The organism is Symmachiella macrocystis (assembly GCF_007860075.1).
Lineage (GTDB): Bacteria > Planctomycetota > Planctomycetia > Planctomycetales > Planctomycetaceae > Symmachiella > Symmachiella macrocystis.
On sequence record NZ_SJPP01000003.1, the window covers coordinates 426,411 to 445,540 of the forward strand.

Here is a 19,130-nt window from a genome sequence, read left to right on the forward strand (position 1 = left end):
GTGTTCGAAACGGGTCGCGATCTCATTCACTTGTCATTCAGGCAGCCGATGAACAGTTTACACAGCCACGATGGCCGTATGATCCGCTCGCAAGACCTTGGTAAAATCGCAGTCGCAATGTGCCTGCTGATCCTGATGTTCGCCATCGTTCCGAACATTGCTCAAGCCGATGATGCGGCTCCGGCGGTTGACTTTGATCGGCAGATCGCCCCGCTACTCGCGAGCCGTTGTCTCGATTGCCATAACGGGACCGAATCAAAATCGGGCTTGAATCTGGCGCAATCCAAAACAGCAATGGCCGGTGGTGATTCCGGCGAGGTCATCGTTCCCGGCAGTCTGGAAGACAGTTTGCTGTGGGATTATATCTCGACCGATGAGATGCCGCCCAAAAAGCCGCTGACGGACAAGGAAAAAACGCTGATCAAAGCGTGGATTGAAGGGGGCGCGAAATGGGGCCGTGATCCGATCGATCCTTTTCGCTATACCACCACATCCCGCGCGGGTTACGACTGGTGGTGCCTGCAACCGATTAACAAACCCAAATTGGCCGACGCTGACGGCAGTCACCCGATCGATCAGTTCATCCACAATAAATTGGCGGAGAAAAACCTCGCTCCCGCGCCGCCGGCTGATCGTCGCACGTTGATTCGCCGGTTGTCCTTTGATCTGTTGGGACTGCCCCCATCGCCGGAAGAAGTCGACGCTTTCGTCGCTGATGACTCGCCGGACGCCTACGCGAAACTAGTCGAGCGGTTATTGAATTCCCCGCATTACGGCGAACGTTGGGCGCGGCATTGGTTGGACGTGGTGCGCTACGGTGAAAGCGCGGGGTTTGAACGGGACGCACTGCGCGACAATTTTTGGCCGTATCGCGATTGGGTCGTTCAAGCCCTCAATGCGGACATGCCCTACGATGAATTCACGCGTTTACAGTTGGCCGGCGATGTGCTGCGGCCCGACGATCCCACCGCCCTGGCCGCCACCGGATTTCTGGTCGCGGGTGCCTATGACGAGGTGGGACAAAAGCAACAAAGCGCCGCCATGCGGGCCGTTGTCCGGCAGGATGAATTGGAAGACATGGTCAGCGTCGTCAGCCAAACGTTTTTGGGACTGACCGTCAATTGCGCCCGCTGCCACGATCACAAGTTCGATCCGATCTCGCAAGCTGAATATTATCAAATGACCTCGGCACTAGCAGGGGTGCACCACGGCAAACGTGATTTCCAGCCTGAGGCCTTGTTCAACGATTACGCCGAGCGTTTGCAACAACTCGACACGCGACTGGCAGGAATCGATTTAGGGCGTGAACAACTCATGGCGCCACTTCGTCAAAAGATATTACAGCGTCGGCGAGAAGAATCGAATACCGTCGCCCCTCCGGAGCCGTTTGCGGAATGGAAATTCGATGGTAACTTGCGGGACAGCCGCGGTGGATTGCACGGGACAGCGCATGGCACTGCTGTCGTCACCGACGGCCGGTTAGTGCTTGACGGTGAGACCGCGTATGTAGAGACCGTCCCCTTGGCGACCCATCTTTCCGGAAAGACCTTGGAAGCATGGGTCTCTCTGGCTGATCTCGATCAACGCGGCGGCGGCATTCTGAGTGTGCAAACCCTCAACGGCAATTCATTCGATGCCATTGTTTACGGCGAGCGTCAATCGCGGCACTGGATGGCCGGAAGCAATAATTTCTCGCGTACCGTTAACTTCGCTGGAAAACAAGAAACCGCCGATCCTGAAAAACTGGTGCATGTAGCGATCGTATACCGGGAAGATGGAACGATTGTCGGTTACCGCAACGGCCGGCCCTATGGCAAGGCGTATCAAAAACCAGGTCCGGTACAATTTCTCCCTGAAGCCACGCAGGTCTTACTGGGATTGCGACACGGTGCACCCGGTGGAAACCGGATGTTCAAAGGTTCCATTGAATGCGCTCGATTGTACGACCGCGCACTGAATCACGCCGAAGTGGCTGCATCGGCCGGTGTTGAATACCTGGATGTCGAGGACGCTGAAATCCTAGCCGCCGCCACCCCGCAACTTCGCGTGGAGCTGGAGCAACTCAATTTTGAAGCAGCGAACCTCCGTAGTCAGTCCAAACGATATCGCAACAATAAAATCTATTCCAACGTCCCCAGAAAAGCGGATACGGTCCATGTGCTTCGTCGCGGCAATCCCGCAAAACCTGCTGAACTGGTCTCCGCCTCAGGGATCGCCTCGACCGGGACCGAATCGGCGGACTTTCAGCTCAAACCCGATGCGCCCGATGCAGACCGCCGCCGCAAGTTGGCCGAGTGGATCACCGATCCGCAGAACCCGCTCTTTGCCAGAGTGATCGTCAACCGGGTCTGGCATTACCATTTCGGCGCCGGGCTGGTGGAAACGCCCAACGATTTTGGCTTCAACGGCGCGCGGCCATCGCATCCCGAATTGATCGATTGGTTGGCGGCCGATTTGATCGAACATGGCTGGAGTTTGAAACATCTACACCGTCAGATTCTCATGTCCGAGACCTACCGGCAATCCTCACAACGCAACCCCACCGCCGCTGCGATCGATGGCAACAATCGCCTGCTGTGGCGAAAATCGCCGACGCGGCTGGAAGCTGAAGATGTCCGCGATGCAGTACTATCCATCGCCGGACAGCTCAATCCCCAAATCGGTGGCCCCGGTTACCATGACTTCACCACCTACGTCCACAACGCGCAATTCTACGATATGCGCGACCCCGTCGGCGCCAGTTTCAACCGACGTAGCTTATATCGCACCTGGGTTCGCTCGGGACGCAACCATTTTCTTGACGCATTTGATTGCCCCGACCCCTCCACCAAAACCCCTACCCGCGCCGTCACCACCACGCCGCTGCAAGCGCTGGCGATGATGAACAATTCGTTCGTGCTACGCATGTCGGACCAATTGGCGGCGCGATTGACCCATGAGTTTGGTGAGGCCCCAGCGGATCAAATTCGCGGAGCCACCCGTTTGGCTTTCGGTCGTTTGCCGGCGGATGAGGAAATCACCGTCGGTGCCGCTTTCATCCAAGAGCACGGCCTGCCTGCCTATTGCCGCGTTCTGTTTAATAGCAACGAGTTTCTCTATGTCGATTAATAACGCACAGCCCTCGCGACGCGATTTCTTTTCCTGGTCCGCTGCTGGCATTGGCGCCGTGGCGCTGACCGATCTGTTGGCCCGTGACGGCGCATTGGCCGATGAGTCAGGCAAACCGCCCGGACCGATTCAACATCATCCTGCGGCGGCGCGGCGGGTGATTCATATTGTGCTCAACGGCGGACTCAGCCAGGTCGATTCGTTCGACCACAAACCGGCCCTGGAACAATGGAACGGCAAACCGCTCGACAGCGAAGAACGCCCCGACGTCTTCTTCGGCAAGGTCGGCAACTTGCGAAAGAGCGATTGGCAATTCGCGCCGCGTGGTGAAAGCGGACTGTTGATCTCCAATCTGTTTCCGCATCTCGCCGAGATGGCGGACGAATTGACGGTCATCCGCTCGATGACAGCGGAAACCTCGAACCACACGCCCGCCACGTTTCAAGAACACACCGGCTTTCGCCTCAACGGCTTTCCGGTCATGGGAGCCTGGTTGTCGTATGGACTGGGCAGCGAATCGGACGACCTGCCCGGCTTTGTGGTGATCCCCGATACCCGCGGCGTTCCCGCCGGCGGCAGTATCAATTGGACCAACGGCTTTTTGCCAGTCCGTCATCAAGGAACCACGCTGCGCAGCACCGGCACCGCCATCGACGATCTGTTTCCCGCGCGGCCGGTCAGCGCCACGACCGAACAAGCCAGCCGCAAATTGTTAGAGACCTTAAACCGTCGGCATTTAGAGTCCCGCGATGGCAACGACGAACTGACTGCCCGCATGCGGAGTTACCAATTGGCGGCCAAGATGCAATTGGCCGTGCCGGAAGTCTCCGCCCTGGAATCGGAAAGTCAGCACACCCAAGAGATGTACGGCCTGGGGGGCAAAGAGACCAACGATTTTGGCCGTAGCTGTCTGCTCACGCGACGATTGCTGGAGCGGGGTGTGCGGTTTGTGCAACTCTTTTCCGGCGGCGCGTTCGGCAGTCCACGGATCAATTGGGACGGCCACGAAGACATGGTCCGCAACCACACCCGCGAAGCAACCCGCATCGACCAACCGGTCGCCGCCCTGCTCCGCGACCTCAGACAGCGGGGCCTGTTGGACGACACGCTCGTGCTCTTCACCAGCGAATTCGGCCGCACCCCCTTTACCCAATCCGACGCCGGCGTGCTCGGTAAAGGCCGCGACCACAACCAATACGGCTTCTCCGTCTGGATGGCCGGCGGCGGCCTCAAACACGGCATCGCCCACGGCGCCACCGACGAATTCGGCCTCCGCTCAGTAGAAAACATCGCCACCTGGCACGACTTCCACGCCACCGTGCTGCATCTGCTGGGCATCAATCACGAGCGCCTGACGTACTACAACAACGGCATCGACCGGCGGCTGACGGACGTGTCGGGGGAAGTGATTCGGGATGTTTTGGGTTAACAGATGCCGACGTAGCTAGTGGCATCCCGGGGTGAAGAGATTGGGCCCCGAACCTCGGAAAGCAAATGAGATGGACAGAACTCGGGAACTGATTTTGCAGCTCCGAAACGACTACGAGTATTATGTCACAAAGTCGACAGACGGGACTTATAGCTTCGAAACATGGGATGCGTGGAACTCGAAAGCTGGCGAGCTTCTACTTCAGATACCTAACTTTGCCGCGCTCCTTCGACTAGTGCGCTTGGTGCGACCTGAGACTGGAATAGACGATTTCAACATTTTGAGACAGTGCACCTCGGTTTGTGAATTGGGACTTGTGATTCATGCAGACACAGCATTGTCATTATTGGAGGAATGGAGTGAACTAGAGCATTTAAAGGTTTGGTCCTCCTCGGATTGCGAGAATCGACCGGTGGTGAGGATTCAGGATTTTTGTAAGTGCCACCGGATTGAGACGATTCAACTGAGCGGTGTCGACGTTGATGAGCTTGGGTTCAAGTGGATCTCAAATCAAACAGGTTTGAAGAGCATTAGCTTCACGAAGTCAGCGTATGGTGGGCTGCAATGGATCCCAACGGAAAACATGATTGAGAAGATTTCCTTTCAGGAGTTGGCGATTGGACCGGAGATTTCTGCACTTACCCGATGTAAAAACCTGAAAATTCTCTCCGTTTCTTCGTGTACTTTATCCGCAGCACCGGAAGATTTTGAGTTTTTAAGGGATTCCGGAATTAGTGAACTGGAGATGTCGTTTTCGAACGTACACGATTCACATTTGCCAGCCCTATCAGGAGCACCACACCTATCTTTGCTGTCAATTGAAAAGAGCAATGTGACAGCTTCTGGTCTAAGGCAGCTACCAGCATTTCCGGTATTGGAAAAGTTGTACATCGACATATCGATGTTGACAGAAGAAAGTGTGGGTTACATGTCGGAGTGTCCAAAACTGCAGGACATCAAGGTATTCGCATGGGATCGACCAGTTGAAAAACGCTTGATACAGTTGCTCCGCCGGAAGTGTAAGCAATGTGAAGTAATGGTTTATTGCAGCTAGAGATTGCTGTAAGCATGCGAACAATCTCTCTGCCGCCGAACATTTAGCGTATGCAATATTTCTACCAGAATTTCCACCACGCTTTGCGACGTCGATCACTAGATTTGAGCTTGGCGACATATTGCGAAATCTGTGCGTTTGCCTTTGCTAGGCCCGCTTGAGTTGGTGAATCAAGGAAGACGATGTTCGGAGTGGTCTCCAGGTTTTCAAATTGGGAGTGCCGTAGGGCCGGTTGTACCGGCCGCTTTTTGCCGGTGGCCAAGGCGTGCTTGGAGAATCTTTCAATCAGTTCCCGCGATCTTTTCGTCCGGCACAGCCGGACCGCTACTGTTTCTACGACGTGATTCCTTGACCTAGGGGAAAACCAATTTCTGCCAATGCTCGCCAAATGGTCACGGCGACGTCCCGGTCCGTCGTAATTGCGATCCGACGGAGAGTTGCTTTCGTTCCGGAATCGTTGTTGGGCTTCATCTCAGCTTGCAGCTCGAATTGTCCATCACGCTCGACCATTGTCATGTAATCAATTGAATTGAGCCGCGTTAGGCCTTTCCCTTGCGTTGTGATTAGCTTGTATCCCGCGTGATAGAAGGTCAGTTCTCCACGCACCGTTCCGAACAATAATCGACGCGGTCCGACAACTTGAAAAATGAGGTAGTGCCGCCCATCAAGTTCAGTGGTACGGCAATCTGTAATTTCAAGCGGTTGTTTGACGGAAAGTTTCATCGCTGAGTGTCTTGCTGCCGGGTACTACAGCCATCTTGTCAAGCAGTGTTCTTTACGGTCGCATGTTTTACCCAGACAGGCAAGGCATCCGGTACCGCCTTTCGCCCGCCCACCGCAACAATCACCCCACCATTGTTTTCGCAAATGCGTTGCAATAAACTGCTTACCACTCTTGACCAACAGTTTCGACCACATCTTCCACAGCTTTTACGATGTTTGCCCGTTCTCCGCTATTTTTATGCCTGCTCCTGATTGCCATCGGCGGCTTTGCGCATCCATGGGCGGCATCAGCGAGTGAGCAAACGGTTGCAACCAATACGGCTGAGCCGCCCGTCAACGCGGCTGATGGCACTCCGAGTCCGTTGAAAGCCGCTGCTTGGCATTACATTTTGCTGGTCATGTATTGCGGGATGATCGTTTGTGCCTCGTTATTCGGCGGTTGGTTGCCGTCGATGATTCATCTCTCGCATACCCGTATGCAATTGATTATCAGCTTTGTCGGTGGACTAATGTTGGGGATCGGGTTGTTGCACCTGTTGCCCCATTCGGCCCATGAATTGGGCTCTGTCAACCGCGCCGCCTTGTGGATGTTGGCCGGTGTGATGACCATGTTCATTTTGATTCGCACCTTTCACGTGCATCACCACGGTCCCGTCGAAATGCCGCCGGAATTGCAAAACCATCCCGCAACCGTCGCGCAGGCAGAGCATGCACATGATCATGATCACGACCACGATCACGACAATCATGGGCAAGAGGGCAAGACGAGCTATTATCAAAGCTGCGAACATACGCACCAACTCAGTTGGCTGGGCATTACGCTCGGCTTGGCTCTGCATACGCTGATCGACGGCATCGCGTTGGCCGCCAGCGTGCAGGCGGATTCGGAACGGATCAAGACGTTTTCGCTTTTGGGGGTCGGCACCTTCCTCGCAATACTGTTGCACAAACCGCTCGATGCTGTGTCGATCACCTCGCTGATGGCGGTCGGCGGTTGGTCGCCGCGTTGGCGAAACATCATCAACGGCGGCTTTGCCATGATGTGTCCATTGGGGGCGGTGCTGTTTTTGTTTGGCGTGCGTCAATTTGGCGATTCGCAACAACAGATCGTGGGGAGCGTGTTGGCATTTTCGGCCGGCGTGTTTGTCTGCATCGCCTTGAGCGACCTGTTGCCGGAGATGGAATTTCACTCCCACAACCGGGCACAACTTTCGCTCACATTGGCTGCCGGCATCGGCTTGGCCTGGGGACTGACGTTTTTGTCACCGGTACATTTGCACGCACCAACCGCCGCACCGGTTGCAGCCCCAACGGTCATGATCGGCGAGCCACAGCTATCGCAGCCATGATGCGCACCGCGCATGGCTGCCGGCCTGTCGTATTAAGATGGCAAGGATTCCCCGCGGAATTAGAAAACAAGGCCGCCACCGGTCGGCAAGCGATCGACCGATGCGACCTTGAAGATCGCCCGCGCAAAACGCGGACAATCATCGGGCGAGGCCCCGATATCTGTTCACAATCCCTTCCGAGCCGAATTATCATAGGGGAAAAGACGTGTTTGAGATTGTCTTACCCACCTTGATATAAGCAATGACGAGTTTCGCTCAAAAATATCACCGCGAATCTTAAAAAAATCACAAATTCTTCAATTTCCGTCATTTTGAGCCACAAACTTTGCGCGGCAATCGAATCGCATCTCGAAAGTCGGCAGACAATTGGCTTGTTTCGGGTCTAGAATTCCGGAATAAAACACTTAGAATGCAACTGTGTAAATCCGATGTGATCCTCATTCGCAAAAGCTGCTGCGCCATGACAAACAATCGACTTTTGTGGCTGACAGTGCTGGTCTGGCTCATGGCCACAGCAACAGCGCAGGCACAGTTGCCTGAACCGGCGCTGGCGAATCCCAAGTATCCGTCGGTCCCCACCCAGGTGGAAACGAGCGGACTGGAATACATTACACCGACCACGCAACGGGCCATTGACCGGGGGTTGCGGTTTTTGTCGAAAAAGCAATCCGCAGATGGATCCTATGGCAGCGGACCGCGTTATCGTCACAACGTGGCTGTCACGGCGCTATCCAGCATGGCGTTTCTCTCCGCCGGACACATGCCGCGCCGCGGGCCGTATGGAGAGCAAGTTGACAAGACGGTTGAGTTTCTCCTTCGCCACACCAAACCATCCGGATTTATTTTTGTCGAGGAGGGAGCGTCGCACGGTCCGATGTACGGCCATGGTTTTGCGACCCTCTACCTAGCCGAAGTGTACGGTACAACGCCTCGTAAGGAGATCCGTGAAAAGTTATCGCTGGCTGTGAATCTGATTGTGAATTCGCAAAACGACCAAGGGGGGTGGCGGTATGAGCCCAACAGCAAAGATGCCGACGTCTCGGTAACGGTCTGCCAGATTATGGCCCTCCGTGCGGCGCGTAATGCCGGCATTTTTGTCCCCAAGGACACGGTCGACCGTTGCATCAAATACGTCAAGGCCTGCCAAAACAACGACGGTGGGTTTCGGTATCAGTTGAATCACAACCGAGACAGCCTGTTTCCCCGTTCCGCCGCGGGCGTGGTCGCACTCTATAGTGCGGGGGAGTATGAAGGCGCCGAGATCAATCGTGGTATTCAATATCTGCACCGACATCTACCCCGTCCCGGGCGGGCACGCGGCGTCGAATATTATTTTTACGGCAATTATTACGGCGTCCAAGCCATGTGGCATGCCGGTGGCGACAATTGGAAACGATGGTATCCCGCTGTACGTGACGACTTGCTCATCAGTCAATCCGCTGACGGCAGTTGGGACAATAACTTGCAAAACCCCGAATACGGGACAGCAATGGCCCTATTGATCCTGCAGATGCCCAACAACTATTTACCAATTTTCCAACGTTGATCCTCTTCCAGTCCTTCCCCGCCCATGATGCGCCAACCTGGTTCGATCTATGCTGTTCACACCCTCTGCGGGTGGATCTTGCTTGCGACCGCGGTCATTCCGCTGCGCAGCGGTTTCGCAGAGGAGGCAGTCTCCGTTGAATCGGTCAGCGGTACAACCTACACCGGTTCGCTGAGCGAGGTGACGGCTGAGCACGTTATCGTCGCCGGAAAACCCGCTGAGACTATTCCGATTGCCGACGTCATTCGTATCGATTGGCCGGAGCGGCGTGTGGCGAGTTTGAGTGGCCAAGATCTCGTACTGCTGGCCAACGGCGACCGACTGGTCATGGACCCGGTGCAAACGGACAACGAAATCCTGCGTGCTAAGTGGCGCAAGTTTCCGGGATTGCCACTCTGTTCCATTCCACTGGAAATGGTCCAAGGCATCGCTTGGAAACTGCCGCAAGATCGTGTTTCACGCTCAGGAGTGATCACGCGTTTGCTGAACTATTCCACCAAGACGGACTTGCTCACCTTGCGAAACGGAAATTCCGTCGCCGGTGAATTCCTGGGGTTCAACGTGGACTCCTTAAAATTGGAAACCGCCGCCGGACCGCTCGACATCGAATTGGCATCACTGAATTCTCTTTCCTTCAACCCTGAGTTGATCGCCTTTCCCAAGTCGCAAGGAGTGCGGATGATCGTCACGCTGATCGACGGCAGCCGATTCACAGCGACGCAATTCCAATTCCTAGCCGACGCCGGTATGCAATTCACAATGGCCTTCGGCGGCCAAGCGACATTTGCCCTCGACCGCATCGCCTCGATGCAAGTCGTCGGAGGCCGTGCGGTCTACCTTTCGGATCTCAAACCGCGCGATTATACCTTTACCCCCTACCTGTCGCTTCGCTGGCCACTGCAGTCCGATCGCAACGCGACCGGTGAATCGCTGCGCGTGGGGGGCCGTGAATACGCCAAGGGCTTGGGAACGCACAGCCAAGCGGAAATCACCTATGCCCTGGATGGGAACTACAGTCAGTTCCAAGCCGTTGTGGGAATCGACGATCTTGCCGGGCGAGGAGGAAACGCGATTGCGGAGGTACTGGTCGATGAGAAATTGGTCTGGACCAGTGAACCACTCACATCCGGTGGCCCACCGCAACGGATTGAATCCCTTGATCTCTCCGGCGCTTTGGCACTGACACTACGCGTGCAATTCGGCCAACGCGGCGACGTGCAAGATCACGTCGATTGGTGTGACGCACTGTTGGTCAAACAACCCAAGTAGCGGTCATTGCACTTCCCGCCATCTATTCGACGGCGGCTTGCTGTCCCTCCTCCAAGCGTGCCAGTACGATTTCGGCCATCAGCGGATGCAGTCCCAGCGGAGGGCAGAGTTGAAACTGGGTGTTGGGGAATTCCTCTGTGAGTTGGCGGCGATGTTTCTGTAAATCCTCGACGACATGCACGCCCGCGGAGAGGAAATAAGGCATCATCAAGACTTCCGTCGCCCCGGCCGCGACACAGCTGCGGCCTCCTTGATCGATCGTCGGTTCGGTGAGCTCCAGATAGCTGACTTCAATGATCGCATAGCGACCAATGCGGCGAATTTCGTCCGCCAACAGGACAAGATCATGATTTGCGGCGTTCCGCCGGCTACCATGTGCGATCAACAGTACGGCTACGGACATTGGTGACTCCATCTCGATCTGCTTGACGTGGCGACAGAACGTTTGGAGAATCAACCTCGCCCTGTTATGAAAGATCCCCCGATCTATCGCAGTATGTTTTATGATTATCGAGGGGACGGGGTCTTTTCTCAAGTTCACATATCGACAAAACTTTCCATAGCCCTCGACATTCGTCGGCGAAGGAGCAATTCCGCGTGTCGTCACATCCCAGCCAAATCGGCCCGTACCTCATTACTCAAAAAATCGGCGCGGGTGGTATGGGGACTGTGTACCTCGGACATCATACCGATTCGCACAAGGTGGCGGCGGTCAAAGTCCTTCCCTCATCCATGGCGCGCGAAGCTGGATTCGTGGCACGATTCGAACGCGAAATCGAATCGCTCAGGCGGCTTTCGAATCCGCACATTATCGAGCTGTATGAAAGCGGGACTGATGACGACACTTATTATTATGCGATGGAATACGTCGACGGCGAAACGCTTGCCGATTTGATACGTCGCGAAAAACGCCTCCCTTGGCGGCAGGTGGTCGACATCGGCATCCAAACCTGCTCAGCTCTCAAATCTGCGCATGACGCGGGCATCATCCATCGAGACTTGAAGCCGTCCAATTTAATGCTCAACGACGACGGCGTTGTTAAATTGACCGATTTCGGTATCGCCCAGGTTTTCGCTACCAGTAAATTGACCGCCACCGGCGGGATTGTCGGCACTGCGGAATTCATGTCGCCCGAACAGGCCGATGGACGCCGCGCTAGCAAGCAAAGCGACCTGTACTCGTTAGGAGCAGTGCTCTACGCGCTGATCACCGGCCGTCCGCCGTTTTCCGGTTCCACGTCATCGGAAGTGATCCACAAACACAAATACGGACAGTTCGAACGTCCCTCGCTATTGGTGCCGGAAATCCCTAGTTGGTTGGAAGTCATCATCTGTCAGTTGTTGGAGAAGGAACCGGAGAAACGATTCCCCGACGCCTACGTTCTCGCGCGGCAATTGGAACAAGTCCGCAAGCGTGTTGAACTTTCGATGCGGGACACGATCACCAGTATGCCCTCGCAAGGCGATGTGGGTCCAACCATAGCCATTAGCCCCGAACCTGATTTCGGCGGCGCGACAATGATGAAGGACCTCGTAGGCCAAGAATTGGAACGTCTACATGGTGAGCACCCGATTTCCGCATTTTTCAATCGCACGCCGGTGCTCATACTGTCCTTAATCCTACTGATCGCTGGTGGGTTTTTTTGGTTTCGCGACACCCAACTCCCTGCCGCCGAGCGTTTCGAAGCAGCCCGTGAAATTTTGGATGGCGATGAAAGTGAACAGTGGCTGTCGGCCGGAAAGGAGATGCAAGCCTTAATCGCTGAAGACCCCGATACCTGGCAGGACGAAGTCGCCCCGTATCTGGACAAGGTGGAATTGTACCGTCTAAAAAACACACTGGGACGAAAGGCCCGGAAAACCCTGCGCAAAGGTCCTAATTCCGAGCCGGAACGGTTACTGTTATTGGCGCAGAACCATCGCGAACAAGGTGATTTGGCTGCTGCAGCGAAAGTCTTAACCGCACTGACAACACTCCTCAATGAAAACCCCGAATATGCCGATCTGAATCAAGTCGGCGAGCAACTCTTAGCTGAGATCTCCGCCGAACGGGAATCGATGGATAACACCCAGGCGATGTTGATCAGTGCCCTCGATCGCGCCGATCGTTTGCAGGAAGATGGAAATCTGGAGGGTGCCCGCCAAATATGGTCGAGCGTCCTTGAACTGTATGAAAACGAAGCTGCATTAAAGCCCCATACCGCTCGCGCCAGCGCCGGCCTCCAGGCCGAATCCCCCTAAAATCACTCCCTCCGTGCCACTTGCCTCACCTTGGAGATACCTCACACGATGGCCAAGAACTTGGACCTGAAATCTTATATTCGTAATATCCCCGATTTTCCCAAACCGGGAATCATGTTTCGCGACATTACCCCGCTGTTGGCCAACGCCGAGGCCTTTGGCGAATCGATCCGCCAATTCGCCGATCATTTTCGCGACGAAAAACCAACAGCGATCTTGGCGGCAGAAGCGCGGGGCTTTATTTTTGCCGCTCCCTTGGCGCTGGAATTGGGCGTGAGTTTCGTTCCCATTCGCAAACCGGGCAAACTCCCATTTGACACGCATGCGTTTCACTATGAATTAGAATACGGCAGCGACTCGCTGGAATTGCATACCGATGCCGTTGGCGCGGGTGACCGTGTGTTATTGGTCGATGACCTCTTGGCCACCGGCGGGACCATGCAGGCCTGTGCTGCCCTGACGAAACAGTGCGGCGCAGAGATTGCCGGCTTCGCCTTTTTGATCGAACTCGATTTTTTGAACGGTCGCGAAAACCTGTTACCACACAACGTGATGAGCCTGATTCACTACAACGGCGAAGATTAACGGCGCATTCTCAGTTCGGGAGTGGGTGCAAACTACGCGACCTGAACCACTCACACAAACAATTTTTATTTCGGCAAATCACAAGAGACGCGTTATGCCCGCATCCGTTGAAGCAGTTGAAAAATGCCAGGTCATCATGGCGCATGCTTGGATGGTCCGGACCTTCATCAAGCACAGTGAAGAAGTCGAGGATTTCCCCGAACTGATGGACATCGTCCGTGCGGTGTTCGACACCGCGCGTGCGCTGGAAACCCGCACCGATGATCCCACCGGTTATTTGAAGATGTTGCAAAAGAAAATCGGGAAACTGCGAACAGCCGCCGCCGAGTTCACTACCAACGCGCCGATCGCCTCGGGACACACGAACTTCAAACAAGCCGTGATCTCGATGAACGCCTGCATAACCGGGCTGGAACAGGTACTGGCCGATTCCGTTGGTTAGACTTCGATTATTCTCCAGACGTTTCTTGCTTTGCCGGTTGAGGCGGGTCGCTTTGCAAGTACGCCACGATGTCCCGCACCTGTTGGGCCGTAAAAGTGTCCAACAATTTCTCAGGCATCAATGATACTTCTTGTTGCACCATTTCGTCGATCTCGTCGCGTGCAATCACCGTACGTTGATCCTTGGCATCGACAATCGTAATCGTGGTCGGGGTCGAATCGGCGATCAATCCCGAAACACTTCGCCCGTCGATCGTGATGACGGTATACATGAAATACTCTTTGCGAATCATCGCACTGGGATCCACAATGTTCATCAGCATGAACCGGGTATTCTTGCGATCAAAGTCGGTCAGTTTGGGGCCAATGGCTTTCCCCTCGCCGTGCAACGTATGGCAGACCAAACAGGTCTTCACCACCAACTCCTTCCCCTTGAGCGGATCGCCCGCCTTGAGTTTGACCGAGACGGCTATCCCATGCACCTTGGCCGCTTTATCGCCGGGACTTTCCCCACCCACCACGCGGCCCCAATGTTTTTCGATCAATTGGTTGAGCGTCTCGTCTTTATGAAACGCGATTTTTTGTAGCTGATCGTTGGGAACCTCTTTGGCGGGAATCTTGCCCGTGTCGACCGCTTGCAATAATTCCCCAGCCCATGCCACACGGCTGCACAACAAACCCCGCGCTTGGCTTTTCAATGCGGCCGACATCGCTGGATACCGCTGAAGGACTGTGCGAGAAATCTCAGGAGATTGAAAACGTTGCAGGGCTTGCAGCACCCCTCCGCGGACTGCTGCCGGGGTCTGATCATTCAGCAGCGCCAACAGTTGAGCTGCATCCTCCTCGCGACCAACTTGTCCCAAAACCTGTAGCAACAACAGACGTGTTTTGACGTCGGTCGTGTTGTCGACAACTTGCCGCATCGCTTCGTCGCGGGCTTTTTTGCTTCCCAGTCGAATGGCAAACCGAATCAAAGTCGGATCAGGGGTCCCCTGCTCCCACAATTTGGCCAACGGCTGTTGCAGTGCTTTCGGAACCGTATCACGACGACTCCCTTGCAGGCCTTTTTCCATGCCGCGAATCAACATCGCGGTTTCTTCTTCACCCGGTGCCATCGCCAACAACCGCGCGCAGCATTCAAAGTCAGCTTCCTCTCCGGCGGCAGCATAGCGCTGCGCCAATCGTTCCACGATCATCTTCCGAACCAACGGTTGTTTCCACGCCTCCGGTTCGGCCAGTAGTTCGAGCACCAAATCTCGGTCCACTGCCGCTTTATCCTCCACCGCCCACCACAACAATAGCGGAATGTGCGGGTCGTCCAGATCGGCATTCTGCTTGAGCATCTCCCGCACGATCGGCAACGCCTGTTCGCCCGGCAACCGTTTGGCCGTGCAAGCCAATTGGCTCCGCACGGTCGGACTGGCATCGGTCGATGCCAGACTTAACAGACGAGAATGCAGCACCGGGGAAACCTGCTTGGTGTCTCCCAGCAGTCGAATTACCCAGGTGCGAATATCTTCGCTACGATGCTCCAGAAGTTTTTCCGCCAATGCGTCATTGAATCCCCCCGAAACATACAACATCCAAAACGCCCGCAGCGCCAAATTGTCATCCTCTGATTCCAGCACGAGCTTCTTCAGCGGTGCAATCACAGCCGGATCGCGCCGTGCTGCGAGAATGCGCCGTGCTTCGCGGCCGTACCAATCGTTTTTGTGGTGTAGCAATTCCACCAGTTCGAGGCTGGTTAATTTCGCCAGATCAAACGGCTGGACCGGTTGGGTACCATCGGCGACGAGTTGATAAATCCGTCCGTTCGTTTTATCCCAGTCGTCCCGCGGATCAACATGGTTCGCCCGTTCGTCATACCAGTCGGCAATAAACACAGAACCATCCGGCGCCACGGCGCAATCGATCGGCCGAAACCATGTGTCGTTGGCCAATAACAGATCACCGCCGAAATCATTTTTCAAAGTCGAACGATCGCGCTCAATCGTGTGCCAATAGATCGCGTTGGAAAGAACGTTGGCGGCAATGTATTGATTTTGAAACCGCTCGGGAAACGAATCCGCCTGATACACCACACCACCGATCGTGACATGCCCCCCCTTAAAGTTGCTGTGCGGGACATGATTGAAGAATCCGTAGGCGTGCGGGTTTTGTAACGGGCCATGTTTGCCGAAGGACTTAACGTAGTACCCCCCCTGCACCTGATGCAGCATGGCATGGTTGCCGTAATTCGTCCCGGCCAGCATGTTGCCGTGTTGATCAAAATCGGCCCCCCAGGTATTGCCCCCCCCTTCGGCGAACAATTCGAATTCCTTGGTCAGCGGATGGTACCGCCAGATTCCCTGTTGAAAGGTGATGCCGCGAATATTGGCCGTCACCGTGCTCCCCTGCGCGCCGTAAAGCCACCCATCCGGTCCCCAGGTGAGCGAATTGGCAAACGCGTGCGAGTCTTCCATACCAAAACCGGTTAGGCAAACTTCTGGATCACCATCGGGAACGTCGTCACCATCGCGATCGGGGTAGAACAGCAGATACGGACTTTGCAGCACGAACACCCCGCCATACCCCAAGGCCAAGCCGGTGGTCAGATTCAGGTCGTTGACAAAATCCTTAAACTTATCCGCCCGCCCGTCACCATCTGTGTCTTCGAGAATTGTAATCCGGTCCACCCCGCGCGGCCCGTTGGGGGGCGGCTCGGGAAGTTTGTCATAGACCGTCCGCAAATAGCGGTCGACCTTCAGCGCCTTCAAACCGGCGGGATGCGGATACTGCAGGTATTGAATGACCCACAACCGTCCTCGTTCGTCAAACGTCATCGACACCGGCTGGCGGACGTCTGGTTCGGAGGCGAATAACTTCACGGAAAAACCATCCGCGACCGTCATCCGTTTGACCGCCTCTTCCGGCGTAAACCCTTGCGCAAATGCAGCGGCGCAGACAGCATGACACAGTACTGTGGAAACGAGGGCGCGAAACACAACGTTCATATCGGAAAGCTTCTCTCTGAGGGCAATGGAACATCAATGGTTGTTGATCTATCCATTCTCCCCACGTCCCCACCCTTTTGCAACCGCTGACGAACCTCCGCCTTACTCGGAAGCGCCACTTGCCGAATCATCAGTTTTCTCGGCGGGCTTGTCGATCGTCTTCGCACGTGGCGGGCGGGGGCCGGGGTATTGGAAATACGTACAGGCAATCCGCCCGTTGTACAATTTCCGTCGGCGCCCCGCTTTCTTTTCGACCAATTCCTCAAAATTCGGGTGCGACGTCAGCACATAGATCGACCAAGTGTCGAGCGTAGCAAACACGGTCGCCATCTGCCGATACAACGCCTCCGCCTCTTCTTGCTCTCCCATCCGTTCGCCGTAAGGCGGATTTGTGATCAGGCAAGCATACTTGCGGGGACTGCTCGTATCGGCAAACGCTTTTTGCTGGAAATGGATGTCGTTCTCCATCCCCACCTGCCGCGCGTGATACCGCGCCTGGCTGAGTGCCTCTTTATCAATGTCGGTGCCGATGATCTGCAGTTCCTGATCGCGCCGCGCCAGATCGTTCGCTTCTTCCCGCGCTTGTTTCCAAAGTGCAGGATCAATGATCGGCCAACTGTCCGCTGCGAATTCCCGCTCTAGTCCCGGTGCGATGTTTTTTCCAATCAGCGCCGCTTCGATCGGAATCGTGCCCGTCCCGCAAAAGGGATCCAGCAGATGCCGGTCGGCATTCCAATAACTCAATTGAATCAATGCGGCGGATAACGTCTCGCGCAGTGGAGCGTGTCCGGTCAGTTTGCGATATCCCCGTTTGTGCAGCCCCACGCCGGACGTGTCGAGCGAAATCGTGGCCCGGTCGCGCAATAGCGCCACCTCGACGGCGAACTCCGGTCCCGTTTCCTCAAACCAAGCGCTGCCGTGTGACAACTTCAGTTTTTCGACAATCGCCTTTTTGACCAAACGTTGGCAATCGGGCACACTGTGCAGCTGCGATTTGATCGATTTTCCCCGCACAGGAAACGCGCCGTCAGCCGGAATCCAATCGGCCCAAGGAATGTCTTTGGTCCGATCGAACAACTCGCCAAAGTCGGTGGTTTCAAATTCGGCCAACTTAACCAGCACCCGCTCGGCACTTCGCAACCAAAGATTGCACCGGCAAATCGCCGCCGCATCTCCCTGAAAGCTGATGCGACCATCTTCGACCGTCTGGTCCGCATAGCCCAGCGATTTCAATTCGCGCGAAACAACAGCTTCCAAGCCAAAAGCTGCAGTGGCGATCAATTCCAACTGTTGAGTCATCAAATACCGTCACATCTAAAGCTAAAAAAAGGAACGTCCGCTGAAGTCCGAAAAAACTCATTTGAACCGGGTAATCTCATTTGAACCCAGAGTGGCCGCTTGTCTTGGGCGGGGACGATCCCCTATGATTCTTTGCCTGCCAACCACTTTAACATTCGACGAGGAAAACCGCGAAGATGCCCAAACGTGTTCTCGATGTCGGCCAATGCGTCCCAGACCACTCCTCCATTCGCCACTTGGTGGAAAGCAATTTCGACGCCCAAGTTGTGCAAGCCCACAACCACGAAGAAGCTCTCAGCGAACTCCGCGAGGGCGAGTTCGATTTGGTGCTCATCAACCGCAAATTGGACCGCGACTATAGCGACGGCATCGAGATTCTGAAAGCAATCAAGGCCGATGCGGCCCTCGCCGACGTGCCGGTGATGCTGATCACCAACTATGCCGACCACCAAGAACTGGCCCAAGCCGCCGGCGGAGAACCCAGTTTCGGCAAAGACGCGCTCTCCACGCCGATGGCCCGCGAAATGCTCGCCTCCTACCTGGACTGAGCAGCAGCTGAGCAGTATTTCCGCGGAACCGGGTTGACACTCTTCGACACATTGTAGTAGATTGCTCCTCTACAAGTTGTCGAAGAATCACCCATTCCGGATATTTGCCCGATGCCCCCCAATTCGCAACAACTCAGCGACGCCGAAAGCGAAGTCCTCAAGACGCTCTGGCGGCTCGGCCCCAGCACGGCACGGCAGATCAATGAGGATCTGCAACAGCAAGGACAGACCTGGGCGCACACGACCGTGCTCACGCTGCTGCAACGCCTGGAAGCGAAACAGTGCGTGCATATCGACAAGTCCTCCTTCGCGCACATCTTTCGTCCAGCAGTCACCCGGGACAAACTGTTGCGCGGCCGCGTTACGGATTTAATCGACAATTTCTGCGACGGCGCCGCCAGTCCCATGCTCCAGGCTCTCGTCAAAGGACATCGCTTCTCCGACGACGAAATTGCCCAATTTCGCGACTTGTTGGACAAATTAGAGCAACGCGGAAAACGCACCCAGGACTGAAGCTCCGCGTGCGTCTTCCAAAACCAGTTCAT

Annotated in this window: 15 protein-coding genes; 11 read left to right on the forward strand and 4 right to left on the reverse strand. The window is 55.4% G+C overall.

Features of this window, described 5'->3' with window-relative positions:
• Nucleotides 1-48: 48 nt before the first annotated feature.
• The 3 genes from CA54_RS25150 (at nt 49) to CA54_RS25160 (ending at nt 5,591) form a co-directional block, all read left to right on the forward strand.
• The gene (locus CA54_RS25150) at nt 49-3,108 is read left to right on the forward strand and encodes a DUF1553 domain-containing protein (protein WP_197532819.1); all 3,060 of its coding nucleotides are present in this window, start codon (nt 49-51) and stop codon (nt 3,106-3,108) included.
• Nucleotides 3,098-4,537, forward strand: coding sequence for a DUF1501 domain-containing protein (locus tag CA54_RS25155; protein WP_146373755.1), 1,440 nt, complete (start codon nt 3,098-3,100; stop codon nt 4,535-4,537). Before CA54_RS25150 ends, CA54_RS25155 begins: the two co-directional genes overlap by 11 nt.
• A 70-nt stretch (nt 4,538-4,607) precedes the next feature.
• Nucleotides 4,608-5,591 carry a hypothetical protein gene (locus tag CA54_RS25160; protein ID WP_146373756.1) on the forward strand — a complete coding sequence of 328 codons (984 nt, stop codon included), beginning with the start codon at nt 4,608-4,610 and terminating at the stop codon, nt 5,589-5,591.
• A gap of 333 nt (nt 5,592-5,924) precedes the next feature.
• On the opposite strand, the gene CA54_RS25165 is transcribed toward CA54_RS25160, so the two are convergent.
• Nucleotides 5,925-6,314 (reverse strand): hypothetical protein, encoded by a 390-nt coding sequence (locus tag CA54_RS25165; RefSeq protein ID WP_146373757.1) that lies wholly within the window; start codon nt 6,312-6,314, stop codon nt 5,925-5,927.
• A gap of 212 nt (nt 6,315-6,526) precedes the next feature.
• Here CA54_RS25165 and CA54_RS25170 point away from each other — a divergent pair, with 212 nt between their 5' ends.
• The 3 genes from CA54_RS25170 (at nt 6,527) to CA54_RS25180 (ending at nt 10,478) form a co-directional block, all read left to right on the forward strand.
• Nucleotides 6,527-7,663: a ZIP family metal transporter gene (locus CA54_RS25170; RefSeq protein ID WP_197532820.1), complete on the forward strand. Its 1,137-nt coding sequence runs from the start codon at nt 6,527-6,529 to the stop codon at nt 7,661-7,663.
• 409 nt (nt 7,664-8,072) lie between these two features.
• On the forward strand, nt 8,073-9,209 hold the full coding sequence (locus CA54_RS25175) for a prenyltransferase/squalene oxidase repeat-containing protein (protein WP_231963192.1): 1,137 nt from the start codon (nt 8,073-8,075) through the stop codon (nt 9,207-9,209).
• A 24-nt stretch (nt 9,210-9,233) separates the two neighbouring features.
• Complete coding sequence (locus CA54_RS25180; RefSeq protein ID WP_146373758.1) at nt 9,234-10,478, forward strand: NPCBM/NEW2 domain-containing protein; 1,245 nt, start codon at nt 9,234-9,236, stop codon at nt 10,476-10,478.
• 22 nt (nt 10,479-10,500) lie between these two features.
• Here CA54_RS25180 and CA54_RS25185 read toward each other — a convergent pair whose 3' ends face one another.
• The gene (locus tag CA54_RS25185; protein WP_261343757.1) at nt 10,501-11,085 is read right to left on the reverse strand and encodes a sirohydrochlorin chelatase; all 585 of its coding nucleotides are present in this window, start codon (nt 11,083-11,085) and stop codon (nt 10,501-10,503) included.
• Here CA54_RS25185 and CA54_RS25190 point away from each other — a divergent pair.
• From CA54_RS25190 to CA54_RS25200, 3 genes are all read left to right on the forward strand, one after another.
• On the forward strand, nt 11,076-12,719 hold the full coding sequence (locus CA54_RS25190; protein ID WP_146373759.1) for a serine/threonine-protein kinase: 1,644 nt from the start codon (nt 11,076-11,078) through the stop codon (nt 12,717-12,719). The genes CA54_RS25185 and CA54_RS25190 overlap by 10 nt on opposite strands.
• 48 nt (nt 12,720-12,767) lie before the next feature.
• Nucleotides 12,768-13,304, forward strand: a complete 537-nt coding sequence (locus tag CA54_RS25195) for an adenine phosphoribosyltransferase (RefSeq protein ID WP_146373760.1) — start codon at nt 12,768-12,770, stop codon at nt 13,302-13,304.
• Nucleotides 13,305-13,398: 94 nt separating this feature from the next.
• Nucleotides 13,399-13,746, forward strand: a complete 348-nt coding sequence (locus CA54_RS25200; protein ID WP_146373761.1) for an amidohydrolase — start codon at nt 13,399-13,401, stop codon at nt 13,744-13,746.
• A gap of 7 nt (nt 13,747-13,753) precedes the next feature.
• On the opposite strand, the gene CA54_RS25205 is transcribed toward CA54_RS25200, so the two are convergent.
• Together CA54_RS25205 and CA54_RS25210 are read right to left on the reverse strand one after the other, a co-directional pair.
• Nucleotides 13,754-16,738 carry a PVC-type heme-binding CxxCH protein gene (locus CA54_RS25205; RefSeq protein WP_146373762.1) on the reverse strand — a complete coding sequence of 995 codons (2,985 nt, stop codon included), beginning with the start codon at nt 16,736-16,738 and terminating at the stop codon, nt 13,754-13,756.
• A gap of 102 nt (nt 16,739-16,840) precedes the next feature.
• Complete coding sequence (locus CA54_RS25210) at nt 16,841-18,037, reverse strand: THUMP domain-containing class I SAM-dependent RNA methyltransferase (RefSeq protein ID WP_146373763.1); 1,197 nt, start codon at nt 18,035-18,037, stop codon at nt 16,841-16,843.
• 176 nt (nt 18,038-18,213) lie between these two features.
• On the opposite strand from CA54_RS25210, the gene CA54_RS25215 reads away from it, so the two are divergent.
• Both CA54_RS25215 and CA54_RS25220 read left to right on the forward strand, forming a co-directional pair.
• Complete coding sequence (locus tag CA54_RS25215) at nt 18,214-18,585, forward strand: response regulator (protein WP_146373764.1); 372 nt, start codon at nt 18,214-18,216, stop codon at nt 18,583-18,585.
• A 111-nt stretch (nt 18,586-18,696) separates the two neighbouring features.
• Nucleotides 18,697-19,098 (forward strand): BlaI/MecI/CopY family transcriptional regulator, encoded by a 402-nt coding sequence (locus CA54_RS25220; RefSeq protein ID WP_146373765.1) that lies wholly within the window; start codon nt 18,697-18,699, stop codon nt 19,096-19,098.
• Nucleotides 19,099-19,130 lie beyond the last annotated feature (32 nt).